The 13,016-nt window shown below is 71.1% G+C and carries 15 protein-coding genes; 6 read left to right on the top strand and 9 right to left on the bottom strand.

The window, feature by feature from the left end:
* Positions 1 to 110: 110 nt before the first annotated feature.
* Positions 111 to 1,574, top strand: coding sequence for an amino acid permease (locus tag ACFYZQ_RS34605; protein WP_389156630.1), 1,464 nt, complete (start codon positions 111 to 113; stop codon positions 1,572 to 1,574).
* 105 nt (positions 1,575 to 1,679) lie between these two features.
* On the opposite strand, the gene ACFYZQ_RS34600 is transcribed toward ACFYZQ_RS34605, so the two are convergent.
* The 3 genes from ACFYZQ_RS34600 to modA are packed head-to-tail and all read right to left on the bottom strand — an operon-like array spanning position 1,680 to position 4,449.
* A complete protein-coding gene (locus tag ACFYZQ_RS34600; RefSeq protein WP_389156628.1) occupies positions 1,680 to 2,765 on the bottom strand; it encodes an ABC transporter ATP-binding protein in 1,086 nt (361 codons plus the stop codon).
* Positions 2,762 to 3,616, bottom strand: coding sequence for a molybdate ABC transporter permease subunit (modB, locus tag ACFYZQ_RS34595; protein ID WP_389156625.1), 855 nt, complete (start codon positions 3,614 to 3,616; stop codon positions 2,762 to 2,764). The genes ACFYZQ_RS34600 and modB overlap by 4 nt, the downstream gene beginning before the upstream one ends.
* On the bottom strand, positions 3,613 to 4,449 hold the full coding sequence (modA, locus tag ACFYZQ_RS34590) for a molybdate ABC transporter substrate-binding protein (protein ID WP_389156623.1): 837 nt from the start codon (positions 4,447 to 4,449) through the stop codon (positions 3,613 to 3,615). The genes modB and modA overlap by 4 nt, the downstream gene beginning before the upstream one ends.
* Before the next feature lie 173 nt (positions 4,450 to 4,622).
* Between modA and ACFYZQ_RS34585 the strand changes: the two genes are divergently transcribed.
* Both ACFYZQ_RS34585 and ACFYZQ_RS34580 read left to right on the top strand, forming a co-directional pair.
* Entirely contained in the window at positions 4,623 to 5,105 is a 483-nt protein-coding gene (locus ACFYZQ_RS34585) for a molybdopterin-dependent oxidoreductase (protein WP_389156620.1), read from the top strand.
* Between the two features lie 95 nt (positions 5,106 to 5,200).
* Positions 5,201 to 5,692: a hypothetical protein gene (locus ACFYZQ_RS34580; protein WP_389156618.1), complete on the top strand. Its 492-nt coding sequence runs from the start codon at positions 5,201 to 5,203 to the stop codon at positions 5,690 to 5,692.
* Between the two features lie 25 nt (positions 5,693 to 5,717).
* Here the strand turns inward: ACFYZQ_RS34580 and ACFYZQ_RS34575 are convergent, their stop codons facing one another.
* The 3 genes from ACFYZQ_RS34575 to ACFYZQ_RS34565 all read right to left on the bottom strand — a co-directional run bounded on the left by ACFYZQ_RS34575 (position 5,718) and on the right by ACFYZQ_RS34565 (position 8,407).
* Entirely contained in the window at positions 5,718 to 6,296 is a 579-nt protein-coding gene (locus tag ACFYZQ_RS34575; protein WP_389156615.1) for a 1,4-alpha-glucan branching protein, read from the bottom strand.
* A 35-nt stretch (positions 6,297 to 6,331) separates the two neighbouring features.
* Positions 6,332 to 7,513, bottom strand: coding sequence for a hypothetical protein (locus ACFYZQ_RS34570; RefSeq protein ID WP_389156612.1), 1,182 nt, complete (start codon positions 7,511 to 7,513; stop codon positions 6,332 to 6,334).
* A 93-nt stretch (positions 7,514 to 7,606) separates the two neighbouring features.
* Entirely contained in the window at positions 7,607 to 8,407 is an 801-nt protein-coding gene (locus ACFYZQ_RS34565; RefSeq protein WP_389156609.1) for an SAM-dependent methyltransferase, read from the bottom strand.
* Positions 8,408 to 8,696: 289 nt separating this feature from the next.
* Here ACFYZQ_RS34565 and ACFYZQ_RS34560 point away from each other — a divergent pair, with 289 nt between their 5' ends.
* A complete protein-coding gene (locus ACFYZQ_RS34560) occupies positions 8,697 to 9,614 on the top strand; it encodes an NADP-dependent oxidoreductase (protein ID WP_389156606.1) in 918 nt (305 codons plus the stop codon).
* Positions 9,615 to 9,636: 22 nt separating this feature from the next.
* Here ACFYZQ_RS34560 and ACFYZQ_RS34555 read toward each other — a convergent pair whose 3' ends face one another.
* Positions 9,637 to 10,491, bottom strand: coding sequence for a LysR family transcriptional regulator (locus ACFYZQ_RS34555; protein WP_389156603.1), 855 nt, complete (start codon positions 10,489 to 10,491; stop codon positions 9,637 to 9,639).
* A gap of 107 nt (positions 10,492 to 10,598) precedes the next feature.
* Here ACFYZQ_RS34555 and ACFYZQ_RS34550 point away from each other — a divergent pair, with 107 nt between their 5' ends.
* Positions 10,599 to 11,597 (top strand): 4,5-dihydroxyphthalate decarboxylase, encoded by a 999-nt coding sequence (locus tag ACFYZQ_RS34550; protein ID WP_389156600.1) that lies wholly within the window; start codon positions 10,599 to 10,601, stop codon positions 11,595 to 11,597.
* A gap of 13 nt (positions 11,598 to 11,610) precedes the next feature.
* Here ACFYZQ_RS34550 and ACFYZQ_RS34545 read toward each other — a convergent pair whose 3' ends face one another.
* Positions 11,611 to 11,964, bottom strand: a complete 354-nt coding sequence (locus tag ACFYZQ_RS34545) for a hypothetical protein (RefSeq protein ID WP_389156597.1) — start codon at positions 11,962 to 11,964, stop codon at positions 11,611 to 11,613.
* On the opposite strand from ACFYZQ_RS34545, the gene ACFYZQ_RS34540 reads away from it, so the two are divergent.
* Entirely contained in the window at positions 11,858 to 12,268 is a 411-nt protein-coding gene (locus ACFYZQ_RS34540) for a GntR family transcriptional regulator (protein WP_389156594.1), read from the top strand. The genes ACFYZQ_RS34545 and ACFYZQ_RS34540 overlap by 107 nt on opposite strands.
* A gap of 70 nt (positions 12,269 to 12,338) precedes the next feature.
* Here ACFYZQ_RS34540 and ACFYZQ_RS34535 read toward each other — a convergent pair whose 3' ends face one another.
* Entirely contained in the window at positions 12,339 to 12,986 is a 648-nt protein-coding gene (locus tag ACFYZQ_RS34535; RefSeq protein ID WP_389156591.1) for a hypothetical protein, read from the bottom strand.
* Positions 12,987 to 13,016 lie beyond the last annotated feature (30 nt).

Below are 13,016 nucleotides of genomic sequence, written 5' to 3'. Positions count from 1 at the left end.
TAGAGCACCCTGAACACTTAAACAAGGTGAACAGCTCTTGTTTTTTTAGATCGTGCTGAACTAATTTCCGGACGCATGTCCTCGTCCCCACTCCTCCCCTGGATGCCGAGATGACCACGCGTCCCCCGCTCCCCGACACCGACCCGCTCACCCCCGGCGAAAGCACCACCGCCGACAGCACCGGCACGGGCTCCGGCCTGCAGGCCGGACTGAAGAACCGCCACCTGTCGATGATCGCGATCGGTGGCGTCATCGGCGCCGGCCTGTTCGTCGGCTCCGGCTCCGGCATCGCCGCCGCCGGCCCCGGCATCCTCATCTCCTACGCCCTCGTCGGCGCCCTCGTCGTCCTCGTCATGCGGATGCTCGGCGAGATGGCGGCGGCCAACCCGACCTCCGGCTCGTTCTCCGCCTACGCCGACCGCGCGCTCGGCCGCTGGGCCGGATTCACCATCGGCTGGCTGTACTGGTTCTTCTGGGTCGTGGTGCTCGCGGTCGAGGCCACCGCCGGGGCGAAGATCCTCGCCGGCTGGGTACCGGCGGTCCCGCAGTGGGGCTGGGCACTGATCGTCATGCTCGTCCTCACCGCCAGCAACCTGGCCTCGGTCAGCTCCTACGGCGAGTTCGAGTTCTGGTTCGCCGGCATCAAGGTCGTCGCCATCGCCGCGTTCATCGTGCTCGGCGCCCTCGCGATCTTCGGCCTGCTGCCCGGCTCGGACCACCCGGCGTCCGGCTTCTCCAACCTGACCGCACACGGCGGCTTCCTGCCGCACGGGCCGGGGGCCATCCTCACCGGCGTCCTGATGGTGGTCTTCTCCTTCATGGGCAGCGAGATCGTCACACTGGCCGCCGGCGAGTCCGAGGACCCGCGCGGTGCGGTCACCAAGGCCACCAACAGCGTGATCTGGCGGATCGCCGTGTTCTACCTCGGCTCGATCCTCATCGTCGTGTCGCTGCTGCGCTGGGACGACCCGGCGATCCTCAAGGACGGCTCGTACGTCGCCGCCCTCAGCTCCATCGGCATACCGCACGCAGGCGAGATCATGAACGCCATCGTGCTGACCTCCGTGCTGTCCTGCCTCAACTCGGGCCTGTACACCGCCTCCCGCATGGCGTTCTCCCTCGGCGGGCGCAATGACGCCCCCGCCTCCTTCGGTCGCACCACGGGCCGCGGTGTCCCCCGTACCGCCATCCTGGCCTCGGTGGTCTTCGGCTTCGTCGCGGTCGCCTTCAACTACCTGTGGCCGGACACCGTCTTCCAGTTCCTGCTCAACTCCTCCGGCGCGATCGCCCTCTTCGTCTGGCTGGTCATCTGCTTCTCCCAGCTGCGCATGCGCAAGATCATCCAGCGGGAGGCACCGGAGAAGCTGATCGTGAAGATGTGGCTCTACCCCTACCTGACCTGGGCCACCATCGCCCTGATCGTCTTCGTCCTCGGCTACATGCTGACCGACACGGCCGACGGCGGCGGCCGCGACCAGGTGGTCCTGTCCACGCTGGTGGCCGTGGGCGTGGTCGCCGTCGCACTGGTCCGCGAACGGCTGGGCCGGGCACGCGCCGCGGTCACCTCGTCGTAGGCACGAGCGCCTGTCCCCGGCCCGTCCTTCACCGCTCCGAGGGACGGGCCGCAGGTGCGGACGACCACGGCTCTCCCGGGCCGCTGCTCCCTGCTCCCCGTCCCCTCAGGCCGGGTACGCGTGCGTCTGGGTCGCCTTCACCGTCGCCCAGACCGTGGCTCCGGGGCGAAGGCCGAGTTCGGCGGCGGCGACCGTGGTCAGGTCGGCCACCACGGGCAGTTCGCCGGTCAGCGCGGCGCGGATCTGGTCGCCGTGGGTCTCCAGGCCGGTGACCTCGCAGCGCCACAGGTTGCGCGCGCTGGAGCCGGTGGGGCGGTCGCGGTGGACGGTGACCGCGGTGGGCGGGAAGGCGACGAAGACCGGGCCGGTGAGGTCCTCCGCCGTCGTGATCCCGGCGCCGCCGTCGACACGGACCGTGTGCCCCTCGGCCTCGCCCCGGTACAGGTTGAGGCCGACCAGGTGGGCGATGTAGTCGGTACGCGGACGGCGGGCGATGTCGGACGGGGTGCCCTCCTGCACGACGCGGCCGTCCTCGACGACGACGAGGTGGTCGGCGAGGACCATGGCGTCCAGCGGGTCGTGCGTGACCAGGACGGCGACCGCCTCGAACTCCGCGAGGTGGTGGCGGAGCCGGGCGCGGACGTCGAGGCGGGTGCGGGCGTCGAGCGCGGCGAGCGGCTCGTCCAGGAGCAGCAGGCGCGGACGGGTGGCCAGGGCGCGGGCGAGGGCGACCCGCTGGGCCTGGCCGCCGGAGAGGCGGCGCGGTTTGGCAGAGGCGTGTTCGGCGAGGCCCATGCGCTCCAGCCACTCGGCGGCCTGGGCGCGGGCCTCCGCCTTCCCGGCGCCGTGGCAGCGCGGCCCGAAGGCCACGTTGTCCAGGGCGGACAGATGGGGGAAGAGCAGGTAGTCCTGGAAGACGACGCCGACCGGGCGGGACTCGGGGCGCGTACGGTCCAGTTCCGCGCCGTCCAGACGCAGATGGCCGCCGGTGAGCGGGACGAGACCGGCGAGGGCGCGCAGCGCGGTCGTCTTGCCCGCGCCGTTGGGGCCGAGGAGCGCGACGACGTCGCCCGGCGCCGCGGTCAGCGTCACGTCGAGGCGGAAGGAGCCGCGCTGGACCACCAGCCGGGCGTCGAGCCCTTCGCCGGTCGTGGCAGGAGCGCCGATGATGGCCTTCTCGGTGCCGGTCATGAGGTGGTCATCCAGCGGTCCCGCAGCCCGGCCAGCACCGCGACGGACACGGCCAGCAGGACCAGGCTGAGGGCGATCGCCGTCTCCGGGTCGTTCTGCAGGGCGAGGTAGACGGCCAGCGGCATGGTCTGGGTGCGGCCCGGGAAGTTCCCGGCGAAGGTGATCGTCGCGCCGAACTCGCCGAGCGCGCGGGCCCACGCCAGTACGGCGCCGGCCGCGACGCCGGGGGCGATCAGCGGCAGGGTGACCCGGCGGAACGCGGTGAAACGGGAGGCGCCCAGCGTGGTGGCCGCCTCCTCGTAGCGCGGGTCGGCCGCCCGCAGCGTGCCCTCCACACTGATGACGAGGAACGGCATCGCCACGAACGCCTCGGCGACCACGACCCCGGCGGTGGTGAACGGCAGCGTGATCCCGAACCAGGAGTCCAGCCACTTCCCGACGACCCCGTTGCGGCCCAGCGCCATCAGCAGGGCCACACCGCCGACCACCGGCGGCAGCACCAGCGGCAGGGTGACCAGCGCCCGGACGAGCCCGCGCCCGGGGAACTCGACCCGCGCCAGCAGCCAGGCCAGCGGCACCCCGAGCACCAGGCTGACCGCGGTCGCCGCCGACGCGCACACCAGGGACAGCCGCAGCGCCTGCCACACCTCGGCGCTGGTCAGCAGGTCGGGCATGCTCCGCCAGGGCGCCCGCACCAGCAGGGCGACGAGCGGCAGGACCAGGAAGCCCAGGCCGATCAGCGAGGGCAGGAGGAGCGGCAGCGGTGCGCCCCCGCGGACGCGACGGTGCTGCCGCAGGCCACCGGTGATGGTGTCCGCGGGGCCGGCGTCGTCCGGGGGAGAGGAGGTCACGGCTTGAGGAACCCCGCTTCGGACAGGACCTTCTGGCCCTCGGCGGACCGCACGAACGCGATGAACGCCTCGGCGGTGGCGGCGTGCTTCGAACCCTTGAGGGGCGTGATCGGGTAGTCGTTGACGGCCTTCGCCGACTCGGGGAACTCCACGCCCTCCACCTTGTCACCCGCGGCCTTCACATCGGTCTTGTAGACGACCGCGGCGTCGGCCTCCTTCAGCACCACCTTGTTCAGGGCGGCCTTGACGTCCTGCTCGTAGGAGACGGGCGTGAGCTTCAACTTGCTCGCGTCCAGGGCCTTCTGGGCTGCCGCACCGCACGGCACCGTCTTGTCGCACAGTACGACCTTCAGCCCGGACTTGGTGAGGTCCTTCAGGGAGGAGACCTTGTCGGGGTTGCCCGGCAGGGTGGCGATCTCCAGCTGGTTGCGCACGAAGGTGACGGGCGTGCCGGCCGCGTCGCCCTTGTCCGTGACGATCTTCATCGTCTTCGGGCTGGCCGCGGCGAACACATCGGCCGGGGCGCCACCGGTGATCTGGGCGGCGAGGGTGTCACTGCCGCTGAAGCTGAACGTCACCTTCGTGCCCGGGTGGGCCTTCTCGAACTCCTTGCCCAGCGTCGTGAAGCTCTCCTTCAGCGAGGCCGCGGCGAAGACGGTCACCGTGCCGGACAGCTTGCCCGACGAGGACGCCGACTTGTCCGACGCGGAGGAGTCCGACTTCGTGGACGAGTCCGAGTCGGACGACGAGCAGGCGCCCAAAGCCAGCAGGGCAGCGACGCCTGCGCCGGTCACCTGGAGCATCCGGCGGGTCCGGCGCGCGGAACGGGTCATCACGGGTCCACTCCCTCGAGGTCCTGAACGGACTCAGCCACTGTCCTGATCATAGTCCCGCAAGTGCGGCGCAAAAGAGCCCTGCATCGTGGCATCAGCGGGGCCAGCAGCTCCGCATGCTGGTATTTGCGTTTCGGCGACGGTCACGTCCGGGTACGGTCATCGGGGAGCCCGTGAGCCAGTCCCTCGCAGCCACCGGTGCCGCCGCCGACCGGCTGTCGGCACTCGCCCTCACCGGCGATCTGGACCGCCCGGCCCGGCTGACGGTCCCCGACCTGCTCGCCTGGCCCCAGCACCGCGCCCGGGTCGCCTTCGAGTGCTCCACCAGCGGCGTTCAGCACCACCGCTTCACCGGGCCGCTCCTCCACGACGTCCTCATGGCCGCCGGCCCCGCCTTCGACCCGGCCCGCCGCAAGGACCGCCTGCGCTTCCTGATCGCCGTACGCGGCGCCGACGGCCATCACGCCCTGCTGTCCTGGGCGGAGATCGACCCCGACTTCGGCCGTGCCCCCGTCCTGCTCGCGGCCACCCTCGACGACACCCCGCTCGACCGGGCCGGCGCCCAGCTGGTACTGCCCCGGGACCGCTGCGGCGCCCGCTACATCAGCGGTATCGAGACGATACGGGTGGACGGCGGATACTCCGCGTGGACCTGACGGCCCGACGGGTGGCGAAGTACGAGATCCTGGACGCCGCGCCGAGCGCCGGTCTGCCGCGCCCGCCACCTGCCTGAGAGGACCCGCACCGCACAATGACGCCTGATCTCTTATTGATCGTCGGCATCACCGCCGTGATCGTGGTGAGCCAGTTCTCCGCACGACCGGTGAGACCGCTGACGTATCTGTGGGTCGCCCTCCTGATCGCGCGCGGCTGTGTGCCACCGGGTCCGAGCCGCACGACCGCGGCCGGCGTCGCGTTCCTGGTCGCCGGGCTGGTCGTGTCGGCGGTCGCCGGGGTCCTGCGCGGTCGCACCATGCCGATGTGGCGGGACGCGGACGGTCGGCTCCACCGCAAGGGCGGTCGCACGACCCTGCTTCTCTGGCTCGCCACGGTCGTCGTCAAACTGGGGCTCGGCGCGGTCGCGGAAGCGGCGTTCGGCGAGCCGTTCAACGGCGACGCCCTGTGGCTCGGCCTCGGTGTCACGCTGGGCGTCCAGCAGCTGGTGATGACGCGTCACGGCCGTCGGCTGCCGGTGCCGGAACCCGCTGAGCGGCCGTCAGGCCGTACCACCGCGGGCCGGTGACCACCCGCCACGTCGACACACGGCCTTACCGCGGCACGACGGCCGCGAACACCCCCCGCGCAGCCGATCCGTCCGGCCACGTCCACCCGGCGACGAGGCGCCCGGTCGAACCCTGCGCGGCCTCCGCCGGCCGCAGGACGCGGTTGACCCGTACATCGAGCCCGTCGCCGGGGCCGGCTCCGTGCACGGTGACCGTCGGGTCGGGGGTGTCGCTCTCGCTCTGCTGCTGCGGTACCGCCTCACCGCGCAGCAGGGCGCGCAACTGCGCCGTCACCACCGGGTCGTGGACCCCGTCGTAGATCCACCGGGTGCCGAGCACCCCGTGCTCGGAAGTGCCGATCAACGCCTCGCCCGGGACGTCCGGCAGCGCCGCAGCGCGGTAACCCATCGGCACCAGATACGCCACCGGCTCCCGCGCGGCGGCGTCCACCACGACCATGAACTCGATCCCGACCTCGCCCTCCGGGTCGTCGAGACGGAAACCCCCGGCCTTGACCAGTTCCGGCGTCGACGCGTCGCCCACGTACCAGCTCTGCTTCGGCAGCCATCCGGTGAGCAGCTCCAGCTTGGTGGGTGTCATGGTGGTGCGGTGGATAGTGGCCATGCGTTCGAACCTATAGGAACCCGCGCGCTTCATGGTCAAAGGGGCTCGTGGCCGAGGACGGCCAGATACGCGCCGTAGGCCAGGGACATGGCGGCAAGGGTGCCGCCCACCAGCACGGCCCGGGCCGGGCTCGAGCACCAGGCCCGTACGATCGCCCGCGCCGGCGGGATGAGCAGGGGGAAGGCCGGCACGAGGAAGCGGGGTTTGGACGAGAAGGGGCCGGACACCGCGAGCACCAGCAGAAGCAGCACGCCGGCGAAGACCACCAACGCCGGCGGGGGACGCTCCAGGCACAGCAGGCAGAACAACAGGACGCTCACCGCGACGACGAGCACGGCGACCGGGAAGGCGACTCTGCCGCCGTGCAGGAGCAGTGCCTTGACGAACCGCAGGGAACCCGCACCGAAATCGAGGCGGGAGTTCCAGGCGCTCTGCACCCGGAAGTAGCCGTGGAACAGGTCACCGGTCCGCCTTCCCACCCACAGCACATAGCCCACCCAGCCCAGCGGGGCGACACCGGCGCCGATCCAGAGCCGGCCGGGAACCCGCCCGCGCCGCCGCACGACCTCGCACGCGGCCGCGACGACCACGGCCACGGCCACGGCGATGCCGCTCGGCCGGGTCAGCCCCGCCAGCGCCGCGAGAGCGCCCGCCGTCAGCCAGCGGCCCTTGAGCACGGCGTACAGCGACCACGCGGCGCACGCGGTGAACAGCGGCTCGGTGTAGGCCAGGCCGAGAACGACCGAGTGCGGCAGGGACGCCCACAGCAGGACCAGAGCGGTGGCGACCGCCCGCCCGTGGAGATGGTGGCCGACCACGTACACCCCGCACGCGGCGAGCGCGGCCGCACCCCAGGCGATCAGCAGCCCGGCCTGCCCCGGGGACACCGGCACGACGTCCCGCAGCGCCCGGATGAGCTCCGGATACAGAGGGAAGAACGCCCAGTCCGTCTGGACCGCGCCCCCGACGACGCGGAACCGGGTCCCGTAACCGTGCTCCGCGATGTGCAGGTACCAGACCGAGTCCCACGAATGCGCCAGGCTGGTCGTCGTACTCCGGCCGAGAGCATGGTCGATCACGGCCACCGCGGCGACACCGGCGAGGCGGAGGGCCGACGCAAGGGCCAGGGCGGGAAGAAGCCCCGGCGGCCCCTGCCATCGACGCCGCCGGGCCACGTGGGGACTGCTGGATCGCCGCAGCGCCGGGGAAGTGCTCACCCTCCGACCGTGACCGACCGGGAAGACGGACGCATCCCGAACAGGCCGTTCGGTGCAGCAGGGCTCGGGCGGGACGTCGGGTCCGGGCTCGGGTCAGGGCTTTCGGGCGACCGCGCAGAACTCGTCGATGTCCCGGGGGCTGCCGGTGTCCTCGGGGTCGGGGCGCCAGCGCGTCAGCGGGACGATGCCGGGTTCGAGCAGTTCCAGGCCCTGCACGTAGCCGCGGATGTGCTCGGGCGTGCGCATGACCATGGGGTTGGGGCTGTTGTCGTTCCACTCCTTGGCGGCGTCGTCGGTACGGCCGCCGCCCACCGCGGTGGTGGTGTGCGTGAGCGCGAGGCAGCTTCCGGGGGCCACGGCGTCGCGCAGGTGGCGCATGATGCCGGCTGCCTCGTCGTCGTCCGTGATGAACAGGAGGACGCCGAGCAGGGTGATGGCGACCGGTTGGGTGAAGTCGAGCGTGCGCGCGGCCTCCTCGAGGATCCGGCCGGGGTCGCGCAGGTCGGCCTCGATGTAGTCGGTCTTGCCCTCGGGGGTGCTGCGGAGCAGTGCTTCGGCGTGGCGCAGGACGATGGGGTCGTTGTCGACGTAGACGACGCGTGCCTCGGGCGCGAGGCGCTGGGCCACCTCGTGGGTGTTGTCGGCGGTGGGCAGGCCGGTGCCGATGTCGAGGAACTGTCGGATGCCGCGGTCGACGGTGAAGTGGCTGATGACCCGCCGGAGGAAGGCCCGCTGCAGGCGGGCCATGTCCGCGATCTCGGGATAGATGCTGAGGATGGCGTCCCCGGCCTCCCGGTCGGCCTCGTAGTTGTCCTTGCCGCCGAGCCAGTAGTTCCAGGTGCGGGCGGGGTGGGCCGTGGTGGGGGCGAAGCTGGCTAAGCGCTCTTCTCGCATGACAGGCGTCCTGAAGTCGTCGCAGGTGGACAGGGGGCTTTTGCGCGCGTGTCGGTGCTCAGGTGCATCACGCACACTGCGCCGGTTCTAGCACAGGACTGATCGAAGTCGGTCACGTTTTCGACCGAGATTCACCAAGAGCCGGAGGCCGCTCCTCGGGCCCTGGTGATCAGCGGCCGGGAATACGGATCCGCGCCCGGTCTTTGAAGGCGGTGGCCCGGTCGGCGCCAGTCCTCTGCCGCGCGGTCGGCCAAGCCTTGTCCCGACGAGAAAGTGCGGTGATCACGCGATGCAGGCGGTGCGGTTCCACGAGTACGGCGGGATCGATGTGCTGCGGGTGGAGGAGGTGCAGCGGCCGGTGCCCGGTCCCGGGCAGGTGCTGGTCGAGGTCCGCGCGGCCGGCATCCAGCCCGGCGAGGCGCACATCCGCACGGGCGCGCTGCACGAACGCTGGCCGGCGACGTTTCCCTCCGGGCAGGGCAGCGATCTTGCCGGCGTCGTGGTGGAAGCCGGCCCGCACGTCCGTGGCTTCGCGGTGGGTGACGAGGTTCTGGGCTTCACTCACCGGCGGGCAAGCCATGCGCAGTTCGTCGTGGTCGACGACGTGAACGTGGTCTCCCGTCCGGCGGGGTTGCCCTGGGAGGTGGCCGGGGCGCTGTACGTGGCCGGCACCACGGCCTACGCCACCGTGTTCGCGGTGGACCCCGGCCCGGACGACACGGTCGTCGTCTCCGGTGCGGCGGGCGGAGTCGGGTCGCTTGCCGTGCAGCTCGCGCGGCTGCGCGGCGCCACGGTGATCGGGCTGGCGAGCGAGCGGAACCACGCCTGGCTTGAGGAGCACGGTGTCCTCCCGGTCGAGTACGGGGCGGGTGTGGCCGAGCGGATCCGTCAGGCGTCCGGCGGCAGGGTCGACGCGTTCATCGACACCTTCGGCGACGGATACGTGGCACTGGCGGTGGAGCTGGGCGTGCGGCCCGAGCGCATCAACACGATCCGCGACTGGCAGGCCGCGGCCGAGGTCGGCGCGCAGACCCACGGAGAAGGCGCGGCGGCGTGCGCGGTCGTACTCGGCGAGCTGGCCCGGCTCGCCGCACGCGGGCAACTTGAGGTGCCGATCGCCCGCACCTACCCGCTGGAACAGGTGCGGGACGCCTTCCGTGAGCTGGAACAGCAGCACACCCACGGCAAGATCGTGCTCCGGCCCTGAACCGGGCCATCGGCACTGGATTTCAGGTGCGCCGGCAGTTCTCCGCGACCTGGACGAAGCCGCGTACCAGTGGGCTGCGTGCGGTCCGTGGCCAGGCCACGACGAGGTCGCTGGGCGGGCGGTCGTTCAGCGGTACGACGACCAGGCCCGCGGGCAACGGCTGATCGACGGGAGCGAGAGCCGATGTGCCGTTCCACAGGACCGCTTGCAGGCACTCCTGGATCGTTCGCATGACCGGCGACGCGTCGTCGTCCCCGCCGCCGGTCCAGTACGCCGTCCGCGCCGGATCGGTGCCGTCCGGCAGCCGGACCCATTGGCGGCCGGCGAGGTCGGTCGACGAGACGGAGGGGTGGCCGGCGAACGGGTCGTCAGCACGCATCACCACGCCGACGGGTACCGAGCGCAGGACGCGGGTGCTGATTCCGGTGTCGTCGAAGGGAGTTCGGGTGATCGCCACGTCGACCAGACCGGCGCGGAGTCCGGCCGTCGGGTCGCCGAGGTCGGCTTCGTGGAGGGTGACGTGGACGTGCGGATGGCGGGCCCGGAAGAGGGAGACAAGTCGGTCGCCGACCTGCTGCGCCGCGTCCGCCAGGGTCCCGACGGCGAGGGGCGCCGTACCCGCCGCAGCGGTCACCCGCCGACGGATCCGGTCGGCTCGCCCCAACAACGGCCCCGTCTCTTCGTACAGAACCTTTCCAGCGGGCGTGAGGGTGACGCCTTTGGGGGTGCGTTCGAACAGGAGGACACCGAGTTCGTCCTCAAGGTTCCGGATCGCGCGGCTCAGCGGCGGTTGCGTCATGTGCAGGCGGTTGGCCGCTCGGCCGACGTGGCCCTCCTCGGCGACGGCGATGAAATACCGGAGCGAGCGAAGGTCCACCTCGAGCACGATACTCGTGCGGTATCGGACGTTCCTGACGGGTCTTGGACGGCGGACACCACGGCGGCCAACGCTGGAAGCAGCAGAGCCGACGACAAGGAGTATCCATGGCCGCCCCTGCCCTCACGGTCGGTTGCTTCCCGTACGACACGACACGGGCGCTGTTCGACGGGACGGTGAGCACCGACGGCCTCGACTTCACGATGAAGACCGCAGCGACCCTGCCGGAGCTCTTCGACCGACTGGTCCGCGGGGACGAGTTCGACGTCGCCGAGCTCGGTCTCACCTTCTACCTGCGGTTGCTGAGGACCGGACTGCCGTTCGTGGCGTTGCCCATCTTCCCGAACCGCGTGTTCCGTCACTCGTGCGTCTTCGTCAACGTCCACAGCGGGATTCAGGAACCGAGCGACCTCGCGGGCAAAACCATCGGCGAGTTCGGCGTCTACGGTCAGGACTCCGGCGTGTGGGCCAAAGGGATCCTGATGGACGAGTACGGGTTCGAACCCGAGGAGAGCCGTTGGGTGATCGGCGGCCTGGAACACCCCGCGCCCCCCTTCGACTTCATCCCCCATCCGCACCCGGCCGAAGTCGACGTGCGCGTCGCGCCCGAGGGAAAGACACTGAGCGCGATGCTGGACGCCGGTGAGATCGACGCGCTGTTCTCGGCGAACGTCCCGCAGTGCGTGCTCGACGGATCCCCGAACGTCACCCGCCTGTTCCCCGACTTCGAGCCGCTGGAACGCGACTACTACCGGCGCACCGGCATCTTCCCGATCATGCACACCATCGTCGTCCGGCGGGAACTGCTACGGGACCGACCCGGGCTCGCGCACGCCGTCCACCGTGCCTTCTCCCGGGCGAAGGACGCCGCCGCCGAGCGCTACCGGCGAAGCCGCAGGCTCTACCAGGTGCAGACCATGATCCCGTGGATGAACGCCCTGGTGGACCGCAACGGTGAGGAGTTCCCCGAGGACTGGTGGCCCTACGGCATCGCGGCCAACCGCGCCGCCCTGGACACCTGCCTGCGCTATCACCACGAGCAGGGCCTGACCGACCGGCAGTGGAGGATCGAGGACGTCTTCGCCGCGGAACTGCTCGACACGTAGCCGCCGTCTCCCTTTACGGGGCGGCTGCCGTCGCGGGTCGGGCGGAGTGTCCGGTGAGGTTCTCGGGCCGCAGGAGCGTGTCCAGTTGGTCGGCGGTGAGCAGACCGGCCTCGGCGGCGAGGTCCCTGACGGCGCGGCCGGTGGCCAGGGCCTGGCGGGCGAGGGCGGTGCCGGCGGCGTAACCGATGTGCGGGGCGAGCGCGGTGACCAGTCCGACGGAGCGGTGGACGCTGTCGTGGAGGTGTTCGCGGTTGGCGGTGATGCCGGGGACACAGCGCGTGGCGAGGGTGTCGCAGGCGGCGCGCAGATGGGGCAGGGAGCGGAGCAGTTTCCGCGACTTCGAAGAGGCCGTCGCCGCCAACGACACCACAGCCGCCCTCGCCGCCGACGACCGCTTCCACGCCGTCCCCATCACGGCCGCGGACAACCCCGTGCTCAGCCGGATCATCGAGCAGCTGCACCCGCAGATCCACCGCATCCTCTACCGCAAGTTCTCCACGCTGCTCGGCGGACGCAACACCATCGAACACCACGACCAGCTCATCGCCGTCTGCGCCGGCGGCGACGCCCGCGCCGCCGCCGAACTCTCCGGACGCCACTGGTCCGAACTCGGCGGACACATCAACGACCTTTTCGACAGCAACCAGTTCGCCGAAGCAGCTACCGGCTGAAACGCCGACGCCTGGGGGTTTCACATGGAGCGGGTCCGAAGAACCCGCCCGCACACCACGAGACCCCGGTTCACGGCCACACAAGGCAATACGGCTGATGCCCCGCCTCATGCAGCCGGTGGCTGAAGTCCTGCCACTCGTGCAGCAACTGGTACACGTTGAACGCGTCCCGGGGCCCGCCCCGGTCCGGAACCGTGGACCAGATGAACGCCGCCGCGCCGACCGCCTCCTCGCCGATTCCCCGGAGGGGGTCGACGACGGTCATCGGGAGTTTCACGACCGCGTAGTCCGGGTGCAGCACGACCAGTTCGAGGGGCGGCACCTTGTGCAGGGGAACGCCCTCGATGCCGGTGAGGACCATCGCGGCCATCGTCTCCGGCTTGATCTTGGTGAACATGCCGTTCATGCCGAGCTCGTCGCCGCCGAGCTCCTCGGGGCGCATCGAGATCGGTACGCGGGCCGCGGTCGCGCCGTCGGGCGCGCCGAAGTATTTGTACGTCACCCCCACCCGACCACCATTCCTGCTCCCCGCCCCCAGCCGGTCCACTCGACGATCACGGCGATCAATACGTCGGTCGGGCCGTTCCGGCTCATTCGGTCCGCCCTGTGCCTGATGTGCTTCGCCGGCTTCCTCCGCCTCGCGTCGGTGCCTTCCCCGCCGGGCACGTCGAGGACCCAGGTCATCGGTCCCCTCGCCCAGTCCGCCACCGCGATGCATATCTCCACCCGACTGCTTTTCTAGGACGCG

It is taken from the genome of Streptomyces sp. NPDC001843, from assembly GCF_042891955.1.
Taxonomy (GTDB): Bacteria; Actinomycetota; Actinomycetes; order Streptomycetales; family Streptomycetaceae; genus Streptomyces.
Note: the sequence above shows the minus strand (reverse complement) of the source record. Positions and strands in the feature narration are given on the sequence as shown.